We start from the raw sequence: 22,861 nt of genomic DNA, 5'->3' as shown, positions 1-22,861 counted from the left end.
CGGCACACCGCGGACATTTTGCGCAATTGCTTGCAGGAGTCTGTCCTACAGACGGTCGAAGTGGGCTCGCCACAGTGGTGAGCCATGAGCAGAAATTTCCTACACAGCGTGCTGAGGGCGGTCGTGGCGGGCAGTTACGCTAGCGTCCTTTCGGCCGCCGCCCTTGTCGTCGCGGGCCGGCGCGAGGCCGGCAGCGCCGCGGCGCCTATCAATGCAGTCAGCCACTGGTATTGGAACCGCGAGGCGCTCCACCAGCAGCAGGTGGATTTGAAACACACGGCAGTCGGCTACGTCACCCACCATGTGGCCGCTACCTTCTGGGCGGCGGGGCTCGCGGCCTATCTTCATGCACGGCCCCGTGCCGTTACGCCGCGCCATCTGGCGGCGGCGTGCGGGGCGGCCAGTGCCATTGCCTGTTTTGTCGATTTCCAACTCACGCCGGAGCGGCTCACGCCAGGCTACGAACACCGGGTGTCCCGCAAATCGCTGGCGTGGACTTATTTCCTGTTTGCCGTGGGGCTGGCCGTGGGCTGCGCTGCGGTGGACGGCAGCGCAGCAAACAAACGCCGCTGAGTGCGGTAGCTTCGGTCTGTCCGACTCGCACTGCTTGGAGCGTGGTGGCCCTATCGGAGCGCCTGGCCTGATCGCCCGTTACCACGGCACCATCATCGCCACGAGCACGAAGCCGACCACGATCAGCGTGAGGGTCAACGTCCTTTTGGTGGCAAATTTGTTGCGTCCCGACGAATGCGGAACCCCATCGGTGTTGTCTAAACGGTCCATACCAAACTCCTTGAATGAGATGGTTTGACCTTACCGGGCCGGGTTCGCCGGGCGCGTCGGACAACGCCACGAGGTGGAGAGCGTGGTGGACGGGCGGATGTCGCCTAGAACACCAAGCCATTGGGAGGCCGGCATCTGTCGGGCATGGCGATGAGTTGGCGTCGCCGCCACCCTGCGCTTGCAGGCAATAAAAAAGCGCCAGGGGCTTGTGGGCCCGTGGCGCTTAGTGTTTGGCGGAGAGGGTGGGATTCGAACCCACGGTAGTGTTGCCACTACGCCTGATTTCGAGTCAGGTACATTCGACCACTCTGCCACCTCTCCTGTGTGTCGAAGCCTGCGAGTATAGCAAGGTTTTTTGGAGGCTTCGCATCGGCCTTTGAGGGGTGCAGCCACCACAGACGGCGCCTGCGGGCTGCCGTGGACGGGCGGGCGGCGAGCCTGAGGGTGCCCGCGACGGCGCTACGGTGCCCTAGTTCGGCCATTGAGCCAACCACGATCCGTGGTCAAAAACACAGCGGGTTGATTTTCCCTTTGTGCTCTTTCCGGCCCTCGCGCATGATGGTGTGCAGCTGCCTGGACGGCGCCCGCACTGCCCTCGCCGGCGGGCGCGGCATTCACGTCACGGTTTCCCAGTGTTCCATGCGTGCAAAAACCATGAACCTTGAAGCGACCCCTGCAGAGCGACCTGTTTTCCTGGCAATGGCCACCGCCACCGCCCAGCATCGCCGCTGGGCGTGGGGGGCGGTGCTGGTGTCCGCGCTGCTGTTTGCGCTGGCCGTCCCGTTGGCCAAGCTGCCGCTGCCCAAAATCACGGCGTTCATTCCGGCGTACCAAGCCGCGCTGGCGTTGAGCGATCTGGTCACTGCGGTGCTGCTGTTGGGCCAGTTCCGCATCCTGGGGCACGCTGGACTGCGTGTGCTGGCCTGCGGCTATCTGTTCACCGCAATGACTGCCATTGCGCACGCGCTTACCTTTCCGGGGGTGGTGGTCGAAGGTGGGTGGCTGGGCGCGGGGCCGCAGAGCACGGCGTGGCTGTACATGTTCTGGCACGCGGGGTTTCCGGCGGCGGTGATCGTCTATGCGCTGCTCAAGCCGGCGGCCGCCGTGCGCGATGGGGATACCGCTGGCGCTGCAGCCCCGCCACGGCGGTTTGTGCTTTCCACGCTGGGCAGCGTGGCCGCGGTGCTGGCGGCGGTGGCTGCGCTCACCGCCCTGGCAACCCTGGGCCAGTCGCTGCTGCCGCCCATCATGCAGGGCAGCCGGTACACGCCGGCGATGCTGACGGTGGTATCTACCGTGTGGTGCGTGAGCGTGGTGGCGCTGGTGTTGCTGCTGCGGCGCAGGCCGACGTCGGTGCTCGATTTGCTGCTCATGGTCACCATGTGCGCATGGCTGTTCGACATCGCGCTGTCGGCCGTGCTCAACGCCGGCCGGTTCGACCTGGGCTTTTATGCCGGGCGGCTCTACGGCTTGATGGCCTCCACGGTGCTGTTGTCCGTGCTGCTGGTTGAGAACACCATGCTGTACGCGCGGCTTGCCGCGGCCTACCAGGAGGAGCGTGACAAGCGCCAGCAGATCCAGGCGCAGGCGGCCCAGCTGGCAGACAAGAACCGGGAGCTGGACGCGTTCTCGTACTCGATCTCGCACGATCTGCAGGCGCCAGTGCGGGCGATCCAGGGGTTCACCGGCATGCTGCTCGAAAGGCCTGAAAGCCAGAGCGACACGGAGACGCTGCGCATGCTCACCGTGATTGGCGACAGCGCGCAACAGATGGGGCAGCTGATCCGCGACCTGCTTGCTTTTTCGCGCCAGGGGCGGCAGGCGCTGCACCTGAGCCCGGTCAACATGAATGCCCTGGTAGAGCAGGTGATTGCAGACCTGCGGCAAGCGGAGCCAGGGCGGGCCGCCGAGTTTTCGGTGACGCCCTTGCCGGGAGCCTGGGGGGACCGCGCGCTGCTGCGGCAGGTGTGGGTGAACCTGGTCTCCAATGCCGTCAAGTACAGCGGCCCAGACGCTGCCCGCATTCAGATTGCCGGGAGCTTGCAGGGCGGCGAGTGTGTCTATCAGGTGGTCGACCATGGCATGGGGTTTGACACTGCCCACGCGCACCGGTTGTTCGAGTTGTTTCAGCGGCTGCACACCGGTGCGGAGCTTCCGGGCTCCGGCGTCGGGCTGGCCCTGGTCGAGCGCATCGTGGTGCGCCATGGTGGCCGCGTATGGGCGCAGGGTGAGGTAGGCCGCGGGGCGACGTTCAGCTTTTCATTGCCGGCCCCGGCCGACGCCATCGCAGCCCCCTAGGAGCCTGCGCGGCAGAAAATGAATAAAAATAGGCTCTAGCGCTTATTCATATTGCATTTGTAGCTATAAAAATAGTAGCAAATGCGGTGGGAGGCCCTCGGCCTGCGAATGCGCCCTTGTTGGTGGCGGCGCGGTGCCTCTAACCGGTTCCAGGGCCAAGGGCAAGGCCAAGGCCTATACCGGTCCCGGCCGATCCCCTCAGGACTGCTGCGGCAGCACCAGCCTGAACTCCGCTCCCTGCCCTACGTCACTGTCCACCTCCAGCGTCCCGCCATGGCGCTGCACCACCGTGTGGACCAGCGCCAGCCCCAACCCCACGCCGCCGATGGCGGGGTGGCTGCGGTCGTGCAGCCGCTGGAAGGGCGCGAACAGCCGCCCCTGCAGCTCCGGTGCGATGCCCGGGCCCTGGTCGCGCACCGACACGACCCACTGGCTGCCCCGCTCTGCAATGGCGCAGTGCACGTGGCCACCGGCCGGGCTGAACTTGATCGCGTTGTGGAGCACGTTGGCCAGTGCGCGGCACAGCAGCGCTCGGTCGCCCAGGGTGGGCGCGGTGTCCGGCGCGGCGGTGATGGCCACGTCCACGCTGCCTTCGCGCGCCAGGGCCCAGGCGTCGTCCACGGTTTCTGCCAGTGCCGCCACCAGATCCAGCGGCGCCATGCGGTATTCCTGCGTTTCGGCGCTGGCCAGCTTCACGAAGTTCTCGGCCATGCCCAGCGATGCGCGCGCATAGCGTTCGATGCGCTGCATCAGCTCGTCGCCCGGCAGGCGGCCGGGGTAGGCGCGCTCCATCTCCAGCAGCGTGAGGATGGAGGCGTTGGGCGCGCGGATGTCGTGCGAGATGAAGTTCATGGCCTCGTCGCGTTGCAGCTGTGCGCGGCGCATGTCCGTCAAGTCCACCAGCGTCAGCAGCCATCCCGCCTTGGCCAGGTCGGTAAAGGGCCGGCATTGCACGAGCAGGCTGCGGCCCTGGGCATCCCGGCCTTCGCTCTGCTCGGGCATGGCCCGGCTGTGGAGCTTGTCGTGGGTAATCAGCGGCAGGCCTGTGGCGGGCTGCACCAGGTCGGCCAGCAGCTCGACCACCGACAAGCCCTGCAGCGGCGCCAGAGGGTCGCCGCCCACATGCCGGCGTGCCGCCATGTTGCTGAGCAGAATTCGACCCCCGGTGTCGCAGACGATCGTGGGAGAGGGCAACTGCTGCAGGCTTTCGCTCACGAAATGGTGCAGGTCGCGCAGCTGGCGTGACGCGCGTTCCACCGCGTTGATGCGCTTTTCCAGAAAGTCGCCCGAATCGCTGGAGCCGCCCGGCAGCCGCAGCGACAGCCCCTCGCGCTGCAGGCGCTCCATTTCCAGCCGCAGGAAGTGCGCAGCCGCACTCAGGCGCCGCCAGCTCCACAGCGGGTAGGCCAGCACCAGGCCGGTCAGCGCCGCCGCCGGCGCAAATTGCAGGCCCAGCCACCAGGGCAGCGCCACACTCAACAGCAGCGTCAGCACCCCCAGCGCTGCGCTGGTGACCAGCGCCACAAACGGGCCGGCCAGCAACAGAGCAAGCAACGCACCAGCCACCGGTGCCAGGTTGAACAAGGTATTGAGCACTGGAGCCGCGGGCAGGATGCGCACGCCCGACAGGCGCCCGTCGAGCACCTGGGCTACCACCTCCACCCCCGGCATCAGGCGCGACTGGTGGCTCACGGGCGTGGCAAACAGGTCGCCCAGGCCCGAGGCCGCAGCCCCCACCAGCACGTACTTTCCTCGGAATGCATCAGCGGGCACCTGGCCACGCAACACGTCGATGTACGAATAGGCGGTGAAGTGGCCCGGGCCGCCGGCGTAGGGGATCAGCGCCCGCTCGGCGCGTTGCCACCCGCCGGCTTGCGCAGGGTGGGCCGGCGCTGCTGCGCAGTGGGGCAGGGCGGGTTCGGCCACGCACTGCAGCGCCATGCTGAAGTGCGGCCAGGGCGCCGCGGCGGGCCCCTCTTGCAGGTACAGGCTGCGCACCACGCCGTCGTTGTCCGGCACCACGTGCACGTGGCCCAGGCGGGCGGCCGCGTCGGCAAACGCGGACGAGGGCAGGTCGGCCATGTCGGCAGCCGGGCCATACCCGCGCCGCAGCACGGGCAGCACCACGCGGGCGCTGCGGCGCATGGCATCGGCCAGCAGGACGTCGTCCTCGGGGTAGTCCAGGTCGTCTTCGTTGAACAACACGTCCATGCCAATGGCGCGTGGCTGCTGGGCCGACACGCGTGCGATCAGCTCGGCATGCAGCGCGCGGCGCCACGGCCATCGGCCGATGGCGGCAATGCTGGGATCGTCGATGGTCACGATCACGATGTCCGAGTGCGCGGGGCGCGAGACCAGGCGCAGGCCCGCGTCCTGCACCAGGTGATTGACCCGGCCCAGGTTGGCGGGTGGGCTCAGCCACGCCACCAGCGCCAGCAGGGCGATGGCCAGAACGGCCCACTCCAGGCGCCGCTGCCGGCCGCGCGTGCGTGCAATGCTCCACATGGCTCAGTCCTGCAGGGCAAGGGGCTGATGAGGCCGCTGTGGCCGGGGGGGCAATCCGCGCCGGCTCAAGGGCGTCCCACCGGCTGGCCGGTGGACGTGGACACGGGCAAGCCCGCACCGGTGCGAAGGCCCGTCCCCACGCGAATCTGCCGCGGGGGCGAGAAGTCGCTCTGCAGGCCCGTGGGGTCCAGCACCTGGATGCGCACCAGGTACTCGCCCGCAGCCAGGTGGCTAGCAGTCCACTCGGCCGCATCGAGCACGGTGTCTTGCACTGGCTGGTCAAAAGCAGGGTCAGCAGCCGCGGCCAGCTGCAGGCGGAATCGTTGGCCGGCCTGGGAAGGCCAATGCAGGCGCACGGTCGGTTCGCCGTCCTGCGCCTGCAGCGATTGCAAGGACAGGGCGGCGGGGCGGTCGGCCACCATGAAGGGCTGCGGTGGCGCAAACGGCCCCTGGTCTGCCTGGCCGCCGGGCAGCTCCAGCACGCTGGCCGCGCGCCAGAAGTAGTTGCCGGCCGGCAGAGCGGTCAGCGGCAGGCGGCATTCGGTCAGCCGCTGCGCGTCGATTAAGGGCTGGTTGAACTGTGCATTGCTGGCGACCTGCACGCGGTACCAGCGCACGCCGGGTACCTGTGTGCACTGCAGCTCGCCCGTGCTGGTGCCCACCACGGCGCCGGGCGCGGGCAACTGGTACAGCGGCGCCACCGGGCGGGTCTTGACGGTGAACGGCAACACGGCGGGCCGGCCCGGGATGCCGGCGTCGTCCACCCCGCGCACCGACAGGTAGTAGCGGCCGTCGTCCAGCGCCCGCCAGCGCAGATGCCCATCGGCAAATCGCCCATGGCGCAGCACCTGCGTGAAGTCCGCGTCCTGCGCCACCTGGGCCTCGTAGCGGGCGGCACCCGGCAGCGCCGGCACATCAATCGCCAGAAGGCCTGCGTCGCCCAGCGTGTCAGGCACGGCCGAGGTGTCGGGCGCAGGCAGCAGGGCGCGGGGTGTACCCACCGTGCCGTCGGCCGCCACCGCCAGGCCCTGGCCGGGGGCCAGCAGCGCGGCGGGGTGCGGTTGCGCAGAGGCGGAAGGATGGGGCGCGTGGGCGGAATCTGCGCGCTGCTGCACTGCGACCGAGCCGTCGAGCACCGCCGCGGTGGTCTGGCCGGCGTCGCCCATGGCCACGCTGAAGCGGGTACCGCGCACGCTGGTCACGGCCTGCGGGGTGCGCAGCTCGAACCGGCGAAACGCCTCGGCTTTGGGCGGCACCGAGGACTCCACGGCGCCGCTGCGCATCTCCAGCACCGACTGCAGGCTGCCTGCGCGGCCGCGCCGGCGCAGCTGGCGCAGCTGCAGTTCAGACTGCGCCTGCACGCGCACCACCGTGCCATCGGCCAACCGCACCGCCACGAAGGCGTCCGGCCCGACCTGCAACACCGTGCCTTCGTCCAGCCGGCCGCCCTTCGACACGGGTCCCGCGGCCCCATTGCCTTGACCTTGTGCCGTGACTGGGCCGTGCACAAACTCCACCGTGGCCGACTCCGCTGGTTGCAGCCGCACCGGGATCCAGACCACCGAGCCCGGCTGCAACTGCCGGGGGTTGGCCACCTTGTTGCGCGCCTGCAGCAGCGGCCATTGCCGCGGGGCGTCCAGGTACGCCTTGGCGAGGGCTTCGAGCGTGTCGCCCTCCTGCACGGTGTGGGCGATCTCGTCGTTCTGCGCTGCGGCCGGGTTGGCGCTGGCGGTGGTGGTCACCAATCCCGCGAGCAAGCCGAGAGTGAGCGCGGCGGGGGCCGTGAGGGCCCAGCGGGTGCGGCCGTGGTTCGTTGACAAGTCAAAACTCCTTCAGCCTGCGCGCAGTGGCGGGCGGGTCGCGGTATCTGCAGGGCCACAAGTGGCGGGTTGGATAGGTGTTTCTGCCCCGGCCGAGGCTTGCCTAGCCTTTTCGCTGGGGCTCAACGGATTCGAACCGGTATCCCACGCCGTACACGGCCGAGACGATGAAGCCGTTGGCAGGCCGCAGGTCCAGCAGGGTGCGCAAGCGCGAGATATGGGTGTCCAGCGAGCGCGACATCACGTCCGCCACCTGGCCCCACACGATGTCCTTGAGGTGGTCACGCGACAGGAGCCGGCCCATGTTCTGGAACAGAAACAGGGCGAGATCGTACTCGCGGTTCTTGAGCTCCACGGGAGCGCCGTCGATCTCGATAGACCGTGTTTCCGACAGAAAGCGGTAGCGCCCAAACTCCACCACACCCCCCGCATTGGCCGGGTAGGCGCGCCGCAGCAGGGCCGACACACGGGCGTTGAGCTCGCCAATGCGCACGGGCTTGACCATGAAATCATCGGCGCCGCTGCCCAGGCCCTCGACGATGTCGCGCTCTTCCTGGCGGTGGGTGACAAACAGGATCGGCAACTGCGTGCCAACGTTCTTGCGCACCCAGCGCACGACTTCCGGGCCCGTGGTGTCGGGCAGGTGCCAGTCCACGATCAACAGGTCGAAGGTTTCGCGCCGCATCTCGCGCAGCAGGTCGGCGCCGTTGAGGTGGGTGTGGCAAACATGGCCCAGCGCCTCGGTGGCTTGTTTGATCAGATCCAGCTGGAGCGCATCGTCGTCCAAAGCGGCTATGCGCATGGTGTCCCCTGTCGAAAATTCAATGGCGGATTATTTGCGATAACCGCGGTGCGGCCGGCGCGGCGCCCGCGCCCTCGTCAGCAAGTTGACATTTGTTCACGGAGTGTTGCGCGACGGGCACGCGCGGGCGATGGCCGGCCGCTGCAGCGGGTGCCAATCGGCAGGAATCCTCAGCGGGCGGGATTACGGCGGCGCGGCGCCGGCGCGATCTCGCGCACCAGCCGCATGCCCACCAGCGTGTAGCGTGTCTCGGGGCTGTTCCAGTTGCGGTAGCCGCAGCGCGCGTAGAACGACCAGGTGTGCCAGGAGCCCCCCCGGCGCACGCGCACCGAGCCCTCTGCGGGGCCTTGCGGGTCGGAGGGCGGGGACTTGGCGTAGTAGTCGTCGCCATGCCAGTCCGACACCCATTCCCACGCATTGCCCAGCATGTCGTGCAGGCCGAAGGCGTTGGGGGCGTAGCTGCCCACCGGCGCCGTGAAGGCGTGGCCATCGCTGCCGGCCAGCGCATGCTGCTGCCACCGCGCCCAGAGCGGTACGGCCGTCTGGTCGAACGTGTTGGCCACCTGCGTCAGGCCCTGTGGGTCGTCGCCGTGGGGGTAGCGGGTGCGGGTGCCGGCGCGGCAGGCGTATTCCCACTCGGCCTCGGTGGGCAGGCGGTAGCGGTGGCCATCGGTGCGGGTCAGCCATGCGGCCAGGGCCTGTGCGTCGTTCCAGGTGATGTTGACGACCGGGTGGTCGTCGCCCTGCGCAAAGCCTGGGTTGCGCCATGAATAGCGCGGGTCGCGCCCCTCGAAGGCGTCGCCGCGCCGCGTGGTGGCCGGGTCGTACTGGGCGTTGTAGCCGTAGCCGCCCGTGCCATCTGCGATCGATTCAGGCACGTAGCCAGAGGCCTCGATAAAGCGCCTGAACTGCCCCACCGTCACCTCGTGTTGGCCCAGGTAGAACGCACGGCGGATGTGCACGGCGTGGGCAGGTTGCTCGTCGGCCAGGTCGGTGAAGCGCCGGGTCTCCAGTGTGGGGTAGGCCTGCGCGAGCACTTCTGGCGGTTCTACGCCGCCCATGGTGAAGCTGCCTGCGGGCACCTTCACAAACACCATGCCCAGGCGGTTGGTCCAGGTGGTGGGAGGCGCGGCATGCGCCACGCTTGCCAGCAGCAGGGCGGCGACGGCGAGGCTGCCGCGGCCTGCGCGGCCTACCCGGCCACGCGCTCCAGGGCCGCTCATGGCTGGCGGCCGGGCGCTTCGCTCACACATTCAAAAACCAGCCGCGAACCATCGTTGCGCAGCAGCTTGGGAAACAGCGCGAGCTTCTGGCATTCGCGTGTGGCGGCAGCGTAGGCAGGTGCGGTGTCCGTGCCATACACCGGCACGCTGAAGGTGCGGTCCCGGCCCGAGGCCATGGCGGAGGACGGGCGCGTGGTGGCGGCGTTGCAGCCGGCCAGCAGGGTGATCACACACAAGGAGCACAGGGAGGCGGTCAACAGCTTCATGGCATCTCCACAAACAGGTGAGGGGGCAGTTTAAGCACATGCCTGCGCAGGGGCCCAGGCCTTGTGTGGCCGGCTGGCCATATCAGGGTGTCTACGCTGGGCAGGGCCTGGCTGCAGAGATACAGTGTGTTACACGCAGCTGCGTAAAGGTGCTGGTGAAGCTGCTGCGTGATGGCGCCTGAACGGCGCGGGAGGGCGGGGAATGGCAGGCAGTCGGGCACCGGTCGGGGTGAAGGATGCGTGGCAGTCCTTGGCACTGCGGGTGCTGGCTGCGCTCCTGATGCTCGCGCTGCTGCACCTCCTGCCCATCTGGACGGTGCTGCAGCGGCTCGAATATGACCTGCTCAGCAGCCTGACCGCGCCCGTGCGGCCCGATGCCGGGGTGCTGGTGGTAGGGCTGGACGAGCCCAGCCTGGCAGAGCTGAACCAATCGCCACCGCTGCCGCGCCGCCTGCACGCGCAGCTGGTGCAAGCGCTGTCGGCCGGGGGCGCCGCGGCGCTGGGTGTCGACTTGCTGTTTGCCGCGCCCCAGACCCCCGCCGACGATGCCGCCCTGGCCCGCGCACTGCAGGGCCGTTTGCCCGTGGTGCTGGCCAGCGCCGAGGTGGCGGTGCAAAGCTCGCAGGTGGCGCACTACCAGCAGACGGTCCCATCCATCTTCAGCCAGGCGCCGCACGGCAGTGTGGCGGTGCAGGTGGACGATGACGGTGTGCTGCGCCGCATGCCGGTGCGTGAAGACGCGTTCTGGCGGGCGGTGGCGCGCAGTGCCGGGCGCAACGTCACGGCGCCGCCGCCGGGCGCACTGCTGCGCTACTACGCGCCCGAAGTGCCTTTGCCATACGCCCACTACACCCAGGCGCTCGAGCCCGCGCGCCACCTGCCCGCAGCCGCACTGCAAGGCCGGCTCGTGCTGCTGGGCCAGAACACGCCGGTGGGCGGGGTGGACCAGTTCGCCACGCCCCAGCGCGTGCTGGGCGGGGGCAGGCAGTCGGGCGTGTTTCTGCACGCCACGGCGCTCATCAATGGGCTGACCGGCGACTGGATCGTGCCCGCCCACCCGGCCGGCCCGGCGCTGCAGGCCGCACTGGTTGTGGCCCTGGTGGCGTGGACCACGCGCCACTGGAGTGGCTGGCGGGCCAGCTGGCTCACCGTAGCCCTGTCGCTGCTGGCCTTGATCGGCGCGTTTTGGGCTTACCTGCTGGGCGTGTGGTGGAGCGCGCTGCCCACGCTGGTTGGCCTCGCGCTGCACCTCAATGTGGGCGCGGCCAGCAGCTACTGGCGCGAGCGCCGCCGCCGCGAGCAGCTGCGCAGCGACTTTGCGCGCTACGTGCCGCCCGCGGTGGTCGATGCGCTGACCGCAGCCGGCGCCGCCATGCCTGCGGTGCAGGGTGAGCGCCGCGTGTTGACGCTGCTGTTTTCAGACTTGGCGGGCTTTACTGCAGCCAGCGAACACCTGCCGCCCGAGGCCGTGGCCCGTGCGCTCAACGCCTACTTTTCGCGCATGACGCGCTGCGTGCACCAGCACGGCGGCACGCTGGATAAATTTATTGGCGATGCCGTCATGGCGTTCTGGAACGCGCCGCTGCCCGAGCCCGCCCACGCCGCGCGCGCCCTGGCGTGTGCAGAGGCCATGCAGGCCGAGATGGTGGCCCTGCGCACCGAATGGCAGGGCACGCCGTTTGGCCGGGTGCTGCTGCGCATCGGCCTGCACACGGGCGAGGCCGCGGTGGGACACCTGGGATCGCATGAACGCTTTACCTACACCGCCGTGGGCGACGCCGTGAACACCGCCGCGCGGCTGGAAGGCGCGAATAAAGCGTTTGGCACCAGCGTCCTGCTGTCGGCCGCCACGCGCGACGCGATGGGGCCCGGTGGTGCCGAGCTGGCGCGTCTGTTGTGGGTAGACACCGTGGTGCTGGCCGGCCGCAGTGTGGGTATCGACGTCTACACACCGTGCGATGACACCGGGCTGGTGGAGATCAGCGTGGCGCTGCAAGGCCACTTACGCGCGGGCGACTGGGCCGCGGCCCTGCAGTGCTGCGCGTATTGGCATGCGCATGCAGAGCAGCACGCGCCGCAGTGGCTTGCGCACACCACCCAGCTGCGCGGCCGGGTGCAGGCGCGGATGGGCGAACACCCAGCGCCCAGGCCGCGGGCCAACACTTCCGAACCCCTGTTCAGCGCCCGCGCGCTCGACAAGTCCTGACGCCCTGTTTTCACGAAAGGCCCGCCACCATGCGCGCACACCGCCTTGTCTGGATGACGCCGCTGGCCCTGGCCGCCGCTGGCTACGGCGGCCCCGCTGCCTGGGCCCAGTGCACGGGCACCGTGGCTGCGCCCGGTGCGCCCGCCGCACAAATCGTGGCCCTGGCCGGCCGGGGCCAGACGCGGGCGCCGGGCACCGAGCCGTGGTCGCCCGCCGCGCTGGCGCAGCAGCTGCGCCCTGGCGCCGATGTGCGCACGCTGGCCCTGTCATCGGCTGCGCTGCTGCTGGCCGACCGCACGCAGATCCGCATGGCGGCGGAGGCCCAGGTGCGCCTGTGCGAGTCGCAACCCGCCCGCACCGTGCTGGAGCTGGCTGCCGGCCGCCTGTGGGCCCGCACCAAGAAGACCCCCGCCGCTTTGCAGCTGCAAACCCCTGCGGCGCTGGCCGTGGTGCGCGGCACCGACTGGGATGTGGAGGTGGACGCGGCCGGGCGCACTACGCTCACCGTGCTGTCGGGGCTGGTGGAGCTGTCCAACGCCCAGGGCAGCGTACAGCTGGGCCCGGCCGAGCAGGGCACCGCAGAGCCGGGCCGTGCGCCGGTCAAACGCCTGCTGGTCCGCCCGCGCGACCGGGTGCAGTGGGTGATGGCCTATCCGGCCAACGTGGCGCGCTGGGCGGAGTTTCAAGAGACTGGCATTTCGCCCGCCCTCGCCGCCGTCCGCGCCGATCTGCAGGCCGGGCGATGGGGCAGCGCGCAGCAGCAGCTGCAGGCGATGGCCGCGCAGGGCGGGGGTGGCGCCGTGGTCGACCTGGCCTTGGCGGATTTGGATGTGTTGGGCGGCCAGATCGAGGCCGCACAAACCCGCCTGGCCGCGGCCTGGCTGCGCACGCGCGATGCGCGCACGGCGGCCCGCCGGGCTGAACTCCTCATGGCGCTGGACCGGCAGCCCGAGGCGCGCCGGTGGCTCGACGCCACGCGCGCCGCAGCACCCGACGCCGTCGAACTGCTGCTGGCCGATGGCGACTGGCATCGCCTGGACGGGCAGGCCGATACCGCGCTGGCCCGGTACCGCACGGCGGTGGACCACACCTCGAACAGCGCGGGCGCGGTGCCCCCCTCCCTGCAGGCACAAGCGCTGTGGGCCTGGGGCCGCGCGCAACACGAGCGCGGCGACCCGCGGGCGGCCCGTGCCGCGCTGGAGCGTGCGGTGGCGCTCGCCCCCAATGACCCCGCGTACCAAAGCGAGCTGGCCACCGCCGCCACCGAGTCGCTGCGCCTGCCCGAAGCCCGCGCCGGCTTCGATGCCGCATTGGCCTTGGCGGCGGACGACTACGTGGGCTTGGCGGGCGCCGGACTGCTGGCCCTGCGCCAGGGCGATGCGGAGACAGCGCGCACCCAGCTGCTCAAGGCCCTGGTGATCGAGCCGCGCCATGCGCGCGCCCAGGTGTGGCTGGCGGTGGCCGAGTACACGCTGGGCGAACGCGCTGCCGCGCTGGATGCCCTGGACCGCGCACGCCTGGCCGACCCGCGAGACCCGCTGCCCTGGCAGATCGAGGCCATGCTGCGCAACGACAGCGGCGAGCCGGTGCAGGCCATCGCTGCGGCGCGCGAGGCGCTCACGCGGCTGCCGTACCTCAAGTCGCTCAACGCGCTCGCGTCGGACAGCCAGGGCTCGGCCAATCTGGGCAAGGCCCTCGGGGACTTCGGCATGGAGCACTGGGCCCGCGCGTACGCCAGTGCTTCGTACTACCCGCTGTGGGCGGGCAGCCATTTCTTTCTGGCCGACCGGTACGAGAGCGACTTCAACCGCCGTTCCGAGCTATTTCAGGGCTACCTTACCGACCCCACCGTGTTTGGCGCCAGCGACAAGCGCGCACCGCTGATGCTGACCACCGGCAGCGAATGGACCGCGGGCGCCAGCGCCGAGCGCAACCCGCTGCGCCACAACGCCACCGTGGATGTGGGCCACCGCGGCCTGGCCGCCAGCACCCTGCCGGTGGCCTGGCTGGTGCGCGCCATCGACGTGCAGATGTGGCCGCGCGAAGGCCCGCCCAACACGCGCTACCGCATGGCATCGCCCGGCATCGACCTGGCAGTGGGCGCCCGGCCGACCGAAAGCCTGGCGCTTTTTGCGCTGCATGGCGACACCACGCTGCGCTACCGTTTTCCGGACGGCCTGGACTTTGGCAACAGCGTCACCTTCAACGGCGGCGCCGAAACACGCGCACGCCGCACCGACATGGGCGCGTCGTGGCGCTGGTCGGCCGACAGCCAGACCTGGATCAAGGTCCATACCGGCCGCCAGACCGTGGGCCTGGTGCTGGACGATGCGCGCTACGGCCCGCAGGACTACCGCTTTGCCAGCGACGAGAAGGGCGTGTTTTTGCGGCACACCGTGCTCTGGGGCGCGCACCGCCTCAGCCTGGGCTTGGAGCGCGTGGACCGCGATAGCGGAAGCGTGATTTCTGACCTGCAGATCACCACGCCGCGCACCAACACCGAGCGCTACAGCATGCCTTGGGTGGCGGGCGAATGGCGCAGCGGCGCCTGGAGCTGGATGGCCGAGGCCTATTGGCCGCACATGACCACGCAGCAAAAAGACCGCTTCACCGACACCGCCACAGGTGAGGACCTGCTCGATCCCCTCAACGACAGCGCCGCCCACCGCCGCCGCCTGCTGCCGCGCGTGGGCGCCAGCCTGCGCCTGGGGCCCGGCCGCGCGCTGCACTGGGCATACCAAGAAAGCCTGCGCGCCGCCGGCACCCATACGCTGGCGCCGGTGGCCACGGGCGCGATTGCGGTGGACAACCAGTACCTGATGGCCGGCAGCTACGCGCGCAAGCACGCCGTGCAGCTCGACTGGGAGCTGAACGCATCCACCTTCATCGGGGCGAGCCTGTCGGGCCAGCGCATCAGCAACCTGCTGGCGCAAGGGGGCCGGCTGTTTGCGCAAAACACCAGCGCACTGTTCGACAACGTTGGCAACATCGCGCCGGTGGTGCTCAACGCGCAGACCACGCTCAACACCTACGAAGGGTCGCCCATCTTTGGCCAGGGGCACCTGGCGCAGGCCAGCGTGTCGGTCAACCACCTGCTCGGGCCGCGCTGGAGCGTGCTGGGCAGCTACATCCACACCGACTCTCGCAACACCGGTGCAGGCTTTGCGGGCCTGCAACTGCCCGGCTTTGCCCGGCATGTGGTGCTGGCCCAGACCACGTGGCGGCACGAAGGCCGCAGCTTCTCGCTGCTGCGCATGACATGGCGCGGCGCGCGCTACACCGACGAGGCCAACACGGCCCTGCGCCCGCCAGGCTGGAGCCTGGCCTTGGGCCACGGCTGGGAATCGCTGGACCGGCGCTGGAGCTTCACCGGCACGGTGCAGACCGGGCTGCGCCAGGGCGAGCGGCCAACGCTGTGGGCGCTGGTGCGGTACCGGGATTGAAGCTTTTTTGGCCGCTAGCGCTTGATGGATAAGCGCTGATAGCTATCTAATTAATAGCAAACAAAAAAAACCGGCCACAGGGGCCGGCTTTTTGTTCAAGCGCGGTGATTCGTTCAGGACGCGGCGGCAGCCTCTGCCAGCGCCTTCAGCGCTGCAGCCACCTCGTCACCCTGCACACCATCCACTGGCGCCAGGCGTGGGGCCAGGGCCTGCAGCGCGCCTGCGTCCTTTTGCAGCTGGCCGATGGCCTGGCCGGCCTCCTTGGGCGCGTCAAAACCGGTGCTTTGCAGCAGCAGGCGGCCGTCGGCGGCCACGAGCTTGAAGTAGAACTTGCCGTCGGCCTCGCGGTATTGCTTGAACGCGGGCAGAGCGGCCTTGGCAGCCTTTGCCGGCTTGGCCGCGGTGGCGGCCTGGCCCAGGCTGCGCAGGCCCACGGCGCCGCGCAGCTCGCGCATGAACGGCGTGGCCATCGCACGGGCACGTTCGGCACCCCCCAGCAGGGTGGCTTCGATGCGCGCAGGGTTGTGGATGAGCTCCTCATACTGCGCGCGCATCGGGGCGATCACTTGGTCCACCCGTTCCAGCAGCAACTGCTTGGCATCGCCCCAGGCAATGCCGTCTGCGTAGGCCTTGCGCAGTGCTTCGGTCTCGGCAGGCGTGGCAAACGCCTGGTAGATCTGGAACAGCGCCGAGCCCTCGACCTCCTTGGCCTCGCCGGGCGCACGCGAGTCGGTCAGGATGCCGCCGATCAGCTTCTTGAGCTGCTCGCGCGAGCTGAACAGCGGAATCGTGTTGTCGTAGCTTTTGCTCATCTTGCGGCCATCGAGCCCCGGCAAGGTGGCCACGTGGTCGTCGATGGCGGCTTCGGGCAGCACAAAGTGCTCGCCGTACAGGTGGTTGAAGCTCGCGGCCATGTCGCGCGCCATCTCGATGTGCTGGATCTGGTCGCGGCCCACGGGCACCTTGTGCGCCTTGAACATCAAAATGTCGGCGCCCATGAGCACCGGGTACATGAAGAGGCCGGCCGTCACGCCATCGTCCTGCTCGCGGCTGGCGGCGGTGTTCTTGTCCACGCTGGCCTTGTAGGCATGCGCGCGGTTGAGCACGCCCTTGCCGGTCACGCAGGTCAAAAGCCAGGTCAGCTCGGGAATCTCCGGGATGTCGGACTGGCGGTAGAACGTGACCTTTTCAGGGTCGAGGCCTGCAGCCAGCCAGCTGGCCGCGATCTCGAGCGTGGAGCGCTGGATGCGCACCGGGTCCTCGCACTTGATGAGCGCGTGGTAGTCGGCCAGAAAGTAAAAGCTCTGCACGTTGGGCGTGAGGCTGGCCGCCACCGAGGGGCGGATGGAGCCCACGAAGTTGCCCAGGTGGGGCGTGCCCGTGGTGGTGATGCCGGTGAGAAAACGCGTGATGCTCATGGGAACAGCTTTGCCAGAAAACGAAAGAAAACAGGGATCACCGCAGCAGCGCGGTCAAGGGCGTGAGCAACAGGGTGATGGCGCCGTAGCCCAGCGACATCAGCGGGCGCAGCCAGAACGTGCCCACCACGCCCGCGATCACGAGGCCCATCACGATGAAGAAGCCCCAAGGCTCGATGCGCGAGACCATGTGCGCCTGCTTCCACGGCAAGAGGCCCACCAAGATGCGCCCGCCGTCGAGCGGCGGCAGCGGGAACAGGTTGAACGCCCACATCACCAGGTTGACCAGCACCCCGGCGCGCGCCATCTCAATGAAGAAGCGCTCCTCCACCCCCGAGCCCACCATGGAAACCAGCAGCACCGCCCAAAAAATCGCCTGGAAGAAGTTGGACGCCGGCCCCGCCAGCGCCACCCACACCATGTGCCGCTTGGGGTTGCGCAGGTTGCCGAAGTTGACGGGCACCGGCTTGGCATAGCCAAACAAGAACGCCCCCGAGGTGGCGAAATACAGCAGCAGCGGCATCAAGATCGTGCCGACCGGATCGATGTGTTTGATGGGGTTCAGGGTGATGCGCCCCATCATGTACGCGGTGTTGTCGCCAAAGTGCCGCGCGGCGTAGCCATGGGCTGCCTCGTGCACCGTGATGGCAAACAGCACCGGCAGGGCGTAGATCAGAACGGTTTGGATGAGATTGGAGATGTCCACCGGTCGATTGTCTCAGACGGGGCGGCGCGGCTTGTGGAGGGCCCCGTGCGCTGGCCTACACTGCACGCGGCTACGTCCAGCAACAAGTCCCTATTCCGCCCCTCTGATGCATTTCCCTGCACACGTGCACAGCGACCTGGGCGCCATCCGTGAGTCCTGGCGCCGCGTTTGCCGGGCCATCTTGCTGGGCCTGATGTTCTGCGGTGCAGTGTGGGACGCCACTGGCGCGGTGCACGCAGAGCCATCACTGCACGGCGACCCGCTGCAGCTGCAGATCGGCGCGTCACCACAAGACGCGTGGCCGAATATCCGGATCCTCGCGGACCCCAACCATTCGCTCAGCGCGCAACAGGTTCTGCAGCAGCTTGACCGTTTTGAAGAACCGGCCCGGCGCGGTGGGTCGCTGGGGGTGCGCGAGGAAGCGATGTGGCTGCACATCCCGGTGGTGGCGCCGCGGCAGGCCGACAGCCACTGGGTGCTGACCGTGGAGTACGGGTCGGTGCAGGAGCTCGACATCGTCGTGGCACGCGCCGGCCAAGTGCTGCGCCAGCAGCAAGGCGGATACCTGCGCCCCCCGGGCCCGGCCACGCTGGCCAGCCGCACACCGGCGATGGTGCTGCCGCTGGTGCCCGGCGAACGCCACGAATTGCTGGTCCGCGTGCGCTCGCCCGGCCCGCTGATCCTGCCGATCACGATCAGCGAGCAGCCCGTGGCCCAGTACCGTGCGCTGCGTGAGCAGATGCTGCAGGGCTTCCTCAACGGCGTGGCCTTCTGTCTGCTGGTCTACAGCCTGATCCAGTACCTGCTGCAGCGCGAGCGGCTGTTTGGCTACTACGCGCTGGTGGTGTTCGGAAGCGCGGGCTTTTCCTTGCAGTTTTTTGGTATTGCGGTGCAGTTTTTCTGGCCGGGCAACGTCTGGATGGAGCTGCACGGCGCGGTGCTGGCCGGGTTGCTGGGGCTTGCGGGCTCGTTCTTGTTTCTGTGCCATACGCTCGCGGGGGCGGGGCGCCACAGCCGCTACCAGCGCGCGATGCACGCGGGCGCCGGGTTGACGGTGTTGTGCGGCCTGGTCTTCGCGCTGGACCTGCTGAGCGTGCGCACCACCACGATCTACATTGCACTGGTGGGGCCCATGCCCTTGCTGCTGAGCTTGCCGGCCGCGGTGCGTCGGTGGCGCCAGCGTGACCCGATCGGCGGCACGCTGCTGCTGGCCTGGACCGTCTTTGATATTGCGGTATTGGTCATGGCCGGCCTGGTGTATGGCGTGCTGCCGGCCAATTTCTGGACCCTGCATTCCTTTCAGATCGGGGCCACGCTGGACATGCTGCTCTTCTTGCGTGTGATGGGCCTGCGCACGCAGGCGCTGCAGGCGGCCGCCCAGCGCGCGCTGCACGAGCGCGACCAGATGCACGCGCTGGCGCACAGCGATCCTTTGACCGGCCTCATGAACCGGCGCGGCCTGCAGCAGGCCCTGCAGGCCGCGCTGCCCCGCGCAACGCCCGAGCGGCCCGTGGCGGTCTACCTGATGGACCTGGACGGTTTCAAGCCCATCAATGACCGCCATGGCCACGACGTGGGCGATACGCTGCTGGTGGCGGTGGCGCAGCGCCTGCAGGGCCGGTGCCGCGCGGCAGACGTGGTGGCGCGGCTCGGTGGCGACGAGTTCATCCTGATGGCCCCCGGGCTCCACAGCGCTGCAGAGGCCGAGGCGCTGGGCCGTGCGCTGCTGGGGGCGTTCGAGCAGCCGTTCGCCGTGGGGCCGCTGCGGCTGTCGGTGGGGCTGACCATCGGCTATGCACTGGCGCCGCTGGACAGCCAGGACGCACAACGGCTGCTGCAGCAAGCCGACGCCGCGATGTACATCGGCAAACACAGCGGCAAGCGCAGTCTCCACCGCGCCCGGGCGGCTGAGAATCAATTGCTATCCTAATAATAGCTATGCGGGCATATGCAGAAAGCGCTAGCGGCCAAAAGTACTTGAAAAATCGCCTTGAAAACACCTGAGCAAGTCGCGCAGACCAACGGGGCCACACGCGCTGGTGCCTACGGGTTCAACCCGTCGCTGTGCAACCCGCCACGCCAAAAAAGACACAGCGCTGACCGGCAGGTGCGGCCCGCTGGCCCGCGCTTCCAATCATTGATAGCATGTCGCATTCGGTTACCAATCCCACCCGACGGCGTCGCCCCGTGACCGCCTGCACCTGTTTTTGCCAAGCTCCTGGAGACCCATCCCGTGCCCTTTGATCAGCTCAGAATCGGAACCCGCCTCATCCTGGCGTTTGGCGGCATCACCCTCATCGTCGCTGTGCTCGTGGGCATGGGGTTGTCACGCATCTCCCGGGCAGAAGACGCCTACCGCGGCGCACTGTCGTCCCTGACGGGTGCAAGCGGCGGGGCCCCCGCCACCGCTGCAGCCGCCGGGCCCGATGCCCAGCGCGCGGCACAGGCTGGTCAGGAACATCTGTCCAGCGCACGCTGGTGGATCGTGGGCGGCGGTTTGGCCGTCGTCGCGCTGTCGCTGATGGGTTTTGTCGGCCTGCGCGGCAGCATCGTGAGCCCGCTCAACCAGGCCATCCTGATTGCGGAGACGGTCGCTTCGGGGGACCTGAGCCAGGAGTTCAGCACCGAGCTGAAAGGAGACTTCGGGCGGCTGCTGGGCGCACTCGGCACGATGGAAGACACGCTCACCGACCTGGTCTCGCGCATCAAGGACGACGCGGATGCGATCAGCACCTCTGCGGACCACATCGACCACGGCAACACCGACCTTTCGCGCCGGGCAGAAGACCAGGTGGCATCGTTGACCGAAACCGCGGCCAGCATGGAGCAGCTGACCGCCACCGTGCGCCAGAACGCCGAGCGCGCCCATTCGGCCAGCGATCTGGCCGTCAAAGCGTCGGGCATTGCCGAGCATGGCGGCACCGTGGTGGGCGAAGTGGTGCAGACCATGCAGGCCATCAGCGGCAGCTCGCGCAAGATCGTGGACATCATCCAGGTCATCGAAGGCATCGCGTTCCAGACCAACATCCTGGCGCTGAACGCCGCGGTCGAAGCCGCCCGCGCCGGTGAGCAAGGCCGCGGTTTTGCCGTAGTGGCCAGCGAAGTGCGCAACCTTGCCCAGCGCAGCGCCGTGGCGGCGCGCGAGATCAAGGCGCTGATCAGCGCATCCGTGGAGCAGGTGGAGAGCGGCGCCGGCCAGGTCGGCAAGGCCGGCAAGACCATGCAGGAGATCGTCACCGCCGTGGGCCAGGTCAGCTCGCTGCTGAGCGAAATCTCCACCGCGCTGCGCGAGCAGAGCGACGCCATCAGCCACGTGAACGTGGCGGTCTCGCACATGGACGGCACAACCCAGGAAACCGCGGCACTGGTGCAGAACGCCGTCAACACCGCCGCCGGGCTCACGGCGCAGGCGCGTGACCTGGAGCAGGCGGTCGGCGCGTTTAAGTTGTAGCCCCTGAGCGGCTGCGCCGCTTCCCCCTCAGGGGGACACCACCCGTGGCCTGGCGGAGCCAGTTCCACGGTGGTGCTGGGTATTGGGCAGCGCCAGTTTTGGGCGCTGGTTACTGGGAGCGGGACCGGTCTATGCTCGGCTTCTAGGCAGCAACCTCAGTCGCAGGTAGTGAGCCCTCAATAGACTCCTTGGAGCGCTAATTCAAAACGCACGCGCTTGCAGAGGCAAAGCCGAGCCTGGGGTTTTCGGCGTTACAACCCCAGCGCCTGCAGGCTCCCGCGGCCTTCGCGGATGACTTCCGGATCGCCGCCGCTGCCCATGGGCGTGAGGTCAATAACCGTGGTGGGCTCCAGCGGGCAGGCGCCTGCGTCCACGATGGCGTCCAGCAGTTTCTCGTAGCGTGTGCGGATCTCTTGCGGGTCGTTCAGCGGCTCGCTCTCCCCCGCCGGTATCAGCGTGGTGGCCAACAGCGGCGCGCCGTGCAACTCCAGCAACAGCTGCAGACCCTTGCGGTCGGGCACGCGCAGGCCGATGGTCTTGCGCGAGGGGTGGCTCACGCGGCGCGGCACTTCCTTGGTGGCTTCCAAAATGAAGGTGTAGGGCCCGGGCGTGCCCAGCTTGAGCAGGCGGTACTGCCGGTTGTCCACCCGCGCGTAGTTGGCCAGCTCCGACAGGTCGCGGCACAGCAGGGTCAAATGGTGTTTTTCGTCCACCTGGCGAATGCGGCGCAGGCGGTCCACGGCGTCCTTGTCGTCCAGGTGGCAGACCAGCGCGTAGCTCGAATCGGTCGGCACGGCCACGATCCCGCCCTTTTGCAGCAGCATGGCCGCTTGCTTGAGCAGCCGCGGCTGGGGGTTGTCGGGGTGCGCTTCAAAATACTGGGCCATGGTGTTGGGGGGGCGCCGTCTTAAGCGGCAGCGGGGTGGCGGATGCGCTCTGCCAGCAGCTCCCACACGGGGGTCAGTTGGCCGGGCAGCAGCGGCAGGGTTCCCAGGTCGGTGTGGGACTCGTCCGGGCTGTGGAAATCGCTGCCCCGCGAGGCGGCCAGGCCGAACTCCTGCGCCATCGCGGCGTAGGTGACGTATTCGGACGCGCTGTGGCTGCCGGTCACCACCTCCACGCCGCGCCCGCCGTGCTGCTTGAATTCGGAAAACAGCGCAAATTCTTCGTTGGCCGTGAACTTGTAACGCGCCGGATGGGCGATCACCGCCATGCCGCCGGCCCCGGTGATCCAGCGCACGGCATCGCCCAGCGACGCCCAGCGGTGCGGCACGTAGCCGGGCTTGCCTTCGGTGAGGTATTTGCGAAACACCTCGGGGGTGTCGCGGCACACGCCGGTTTCCACCAGAAAGCGCGCGAAATGGGTGCGCGAGATCAGTGCCGGGTTGCCCACAAACTGCAGCGCGCCTTCGTACGCGCCCTTGATGCCCACCTTGGCCAACTGCTCGGCCATGTCCAGCGCGCGTTCACCGCGGCCACCGCGGGTGGCGGCCAGGCCCTGGGCCAGCTGCTCGTTGTCGGGATCAAACCCCAGGCCCACGATGTGGACCGTGGTGTCGGCAAAAGTGACGGAGATTTCGACCCCCGTGAGGTAGGCCATGCCCTGCGCATGCGCGGCAGCGATGGCCCGGTGCTGGCCGCCGACCTCGTCGTGGTCGGTCAACGCCCACAACTCGACCCCGTTGGCCTGGGCGCGCGCGGCCAGGTCTTCGGGAGTCAGGGTGCCATCGGATACGACGGAATGGCAGTGAAGGTCGGCGTTGAGGATGGGGGATGTCACGCTGGCATTTTAGGGCTTGTACCAATAACGCGGTCGCGCGCGCCCGGCAACACTGGCTAGAGGGGCATTGCGTTGCGCCGCGTTCGCCGCCGACACGGGTTCGCAGGCGTTAGCGCCATCAGGGCCCGCATGCAGCTGTGTGTAGCGTGTGCCTGCATAC

General features: G+C 68.6%; 16 protein-coding genes and 1 tRNA gene. 6 read left to right on the top strand and 11 right to left on the bottom strand.

Translation table 11 applies throughout. The features are described 5' to 3' along the window. The first annotated feature begins 84 nt into the window (after positions 1-84). On the top strand, positions 85-573 hold the full coding sequence (locus ACSQ3Q_RS18575) for a hypothetical protein (RefSeq protein ID WP_436135807.1): 489 nt from the start codon (positions 85-87) through the stop codon (positions 571-573). 78 nt (positions 574-651) lie between these two features. Here the strand turns inward: ACSQ3Q_RS18575 and ACSQ3Q_RS18570 are convergent, their stop codons facing one another. Both ACSQ3Q_RS18570 and ACSQ3Q_RS18565 read right to left on the bottom strand, forming a co-directional pair. Then, entirely contained in the window at positions 652-783 is a 132-nt protein-coding gene (locus tag ACSQ3Q_RS18570; protein ID WP_436135806.1) for a hypothetical protein, read from the bottom strand. A gap of 231 nt (positions 784-1,014) precedes the next feature. Continuing rightward, positions 1,015-1,104, bottom strand: a tRNA-Ser gene (locus ACSQ3Q_RS18565). Positions 1,105-1,482: 378 nt separating this feature from the next. On the opposite strand from ACSQ3Q_RS18565, the gene ACSQ3Q_RS18560 reads away from it, so the two are divergent. Next, the gene (locus ACSQ3Q_RS18560; RefSeq protein WP_436135805.1) at positions 1,483-3,081 is read left to right on the top strand and encodes an MASE4 domain-containing protein; all 1,599 of its coding nucleotides are present in this window, start codon (positions 1,483-1,485) and stop codon (positions 3,079-3,081) included. A gap of 198 nt (positions 3,082-3,279) precedes the next feature. On the opposite strand, the gene ACSQ3Q_RS18555 is transcribed toward ACSQ3Q_RS18560, so the two are convergent. From ACSQ3Q_RS18555 to ACSQ3Q_RS18535, 5 genes are all read right to left on the bottom strand, one after another. Then, positions 3,280-5,586, bottom strand: coding sequence for a CHASE2 domain-containing protein (locus tag ACSQ3Q_RS18555; protein ID WP_436135804.1), 2,307 nt, complete (start codon positions 5,584-5,586; stop codon positions 3,280-3,282). A 65-nt stretch (positions 5,587-5,651) separates the two neighbouring features. After that, complete coding sequence (locus tag ACSQ3Q_RS18550; RefSeq protein ID WP_436135803.1) at positions 5,652-7,406, bottom strand: FecR family protein; 1,755 nt, start codon at positions 7,404-7,406, stop codon at positions 5,652-5,654. A gap of 103 nt (positions 7,407-7,509) precedes the next feature. Further along, positions 7,510-8,208 carry a response regulator transcription factor gene (locus tag ACSQ3Q_RS18545; protein WP_436135802.1) on the bottom strand — a complete coding sequence of 233 codons (699 nt, stop codon included), beginning with the start codon at positions 8,206-8,208 and terminating at the stop codon, positions 7,510-7,512. 170 nt (positions 8,209-8,378) lie between these two features. After that, on the bottom strand, positions 8,379-9,431 hold the full coding sequence (locus tag ACSQ3Q_RS18540) for a formylglycine-generating enzyme family protein (RefSeq protein WP_436135801.1): 1,053 nt from the start codon (positions 9,429-9,431) through the stop codon (positions 8,379-8,381). Then, entirely contained in the window at positions 9,428-9,697 is a 270-nt protein-coding gene (locus ACSQ3Q_RS18535; RefSeq protein WP_436135800.1) for a hypothetical protein, read from the bottom strand. Before ACSQ3Q_RS18535 ends, ACSQ3Q_RS18540 begins: the two co-directional genes overlap by 4 nt. A gap of 202 nt (positions 9,698-9,899) precedes the next feature. Between ACSQ3Q_RS18535 and ACSQ3Q_RS18530 the strand changes: the two genes are divergently transcribed. Continuing rightward, entirely contained in the window at positions 9,900-11,903 is a 2,004-nt protein-coding gene (locus tag ACSQ3Q_RS18530; protein ID WP_436135799.1) for a CHASE2 domain-containing protein, read from the top strand. Between the two features lie 29 nt (positions 11,904-11,932). After that, positions 11,933-15,346, top strand: a complete 3,414-nt coding sequence (locus ACSQ3Q_RS18525) for a FecR domain-containing protein (RefSeq protein WP_436135798.1) — start codon at positions 11,933-11,935, stop codon at positions 15,344-15,346. Positions 15,347-15,459: 113 nt separating this feature from the next. On the opposite strand, the gene ACSQ3Q_RS18520 is transcribed toward ACSQ3Q_RS18525, so the two are convergent. After that, a complete protein-coding gene (locus ACSQ3Q_RS18520; RefSeq protein ID WP_436135797.1) occupies positions 15,460-16,764 on the bottom strand; it encodes a tryptophan--tRNA ligase in 1,305 nt (434 codons plus the stop codon). Between the two features lie 37 nt (positions 16,765-16,801). Beyond that, complete coding sequence (locus tag ACSQ3Q_RS18515; RefSeq protein WP_436135796.1) at positions 16,802-17,470, bottom strand: site-2 protease family protein; 669 nt, start codon at positions 17,468-17,470, stop codon at positions 16,802-16,804. A 106-nt stretch (positions 17,471-17,576) separates the two neighbouring features. Between ACSQ3Q_RS18515 and ACSQ3Q_RS18510 the strand changes: the two genes are divergently transcribed. Together ACSQ3Q_RS18510 and ACSQ3Q_RS18505 are read left to right on the top strand one after the other, a co-directional pair. Further along, complete coding sequence (locus ACSQ3Q_RS18510) at positions 17,577-19,400, top strand: diguanylate cyclase domain-containing protein (protein ID WP_436135795.1); 1,824 nt, start codon at positions 17,577-17,579, stop codon at positions 19,398-19,400. A 303-nt stretch (positions 19,401-19,703) separates the two neighbouring features. Next, positions 19,704-20,921, top strand: a complete 1,218-nt coding sequence (locus ACSQ3Q_RS18505) for a methyl-accepting chemotaxis protein (protein WP_436135794.1) — start codon at positions 19,704-19,706, stop codon at positions 20,919-20,921. Between the two features lie 251 nt (positions 20,922-21,172). Here ACSQ3Q_RS18505 and ACSQ3Q_RS18500 read toward each other — a convergent pair whose 3' ends face one another. After that, entirely contained in the window at positions 21,173-21,808 is a 636-nt protein-coding gene (locus ACSQ3Q_RS18500; protein ID WP_436135793.1) for an L-threonylcarbamoyladenylate synthase, read from the bottom strand. A 20-nt stretch (positions 21,809-21,828) separates the two neighbouring features. Further along, positions 21,829-22,701, bottom strand: coding sequence for a 3',5'-nucleoside bisphosphate phosphatase (locus ACSQ3Q_RS18495; protein ID WP_436135792.1), 873 nt, complete (start codon positions 22,699-22,701; stop codon positions 21,829-21,831). Positions 22,702-22,861: the final 160 nt, after the last annotated feature.

The organism is Acidovorax sp. LjRoot129 (assembly GCF_964253765.1).
GTDB lineage: Bacteria > Pseudomonadota > Gammaproteobacteria > Burkholderiales > Burkholderiaceae_C > Acidovorax.
Note: the sequence above shows the minus strand (reverse complement) of the source record. Positions and strands in the feature narration are given on the sequence as shown.

Coding starts and splice junctions, on each gene's coding strand:
- ACSQ3Q_RS18575 (WP_436135807.1), top strand. CDS start 85: ATGAGCAGAAATTTCCTACACAGCGTGCTGAGGGCGGTCGTGGCGGGC.
- ACSQ3Q_RS18570 (WP_436135806.1), bottom strand. CDS start 783: ATGGACCGTTTAGACAACACCGATGGGGTTCCGCATTCGTCGGGACGC.
- ACSQ3Q_RS18560 (WP_436135805.1), top strand. CDS start 1,483: ATGGCCACCGCCACCGCCCAGCATCGCCGCTGGGCGTGGGGGGCGGTG.
- ACSQ3Q_RS18555 (WP_436135804.1), bottom strand. CDS start 5,586: ATGTGGAGCATTGCACGCACGCGCGGCCGGCAGCGGCGCCTGGAGTGG.
- ACSQ3Q_RS18545 (WP_436135802.1), bottom strand. CDS start 8,208: ATGCGCATAGCCGCTTTGGACGACGATGCGCTCCAGCTGGATCTGATC.
- ACSQ3Q_RS18540 (WP_436135801.1), bottom strand. CDS start 9,431: ATGAGCGGCCCTGGAGCGCGTGGCCGGGTAGGCCGCGCAGGCCGCGGC.
- ACSQ3Q_RS18535 (WP_436135800.1), bottom strand. CDS start 9,697: ATGAAGCTGTTGACCGCCTCCCTGTGCTCCTTGTGTGTGATCACCCTG.
- ACSQ3Q_RS18530 (WP_436135799.1), top strand. CDS start 9,900: ATGGCAGGCAGTCGGGCACCGGTCGGGGTGAAGGATGCGTGGCAGTCC.
- ACSQ3Q_RS18525 (WP_436135798.1), top strand. CDS start 11,933: ATGCGCGCACACCGCCTTGTCTGGATGACGCCGCTGGCCCTGGCCGCC.
- ACSQ3Q_RS18520 (WP_436135797.1), bottom strand. CDS start 16,764: ATGAGCATCACGCGTTTTCTCACCGGCATCACCACCACGGGCACGCCC.
- ACSQ3Q_RS18510 (WP_436135795.1), top strand. CDS start 17,577: ATGCATTTCCCTGCACACGTGCACAGCGACCTGGGCGCCATCCGTGAG.
- ACSQ3Q_RS18500 (WP_436135793.1), bottom strand. CDS start 21,808: ATGGCCCAGTATTTTGAAGCGCACCCCGACAACCCCCAGCCGCGGCTG.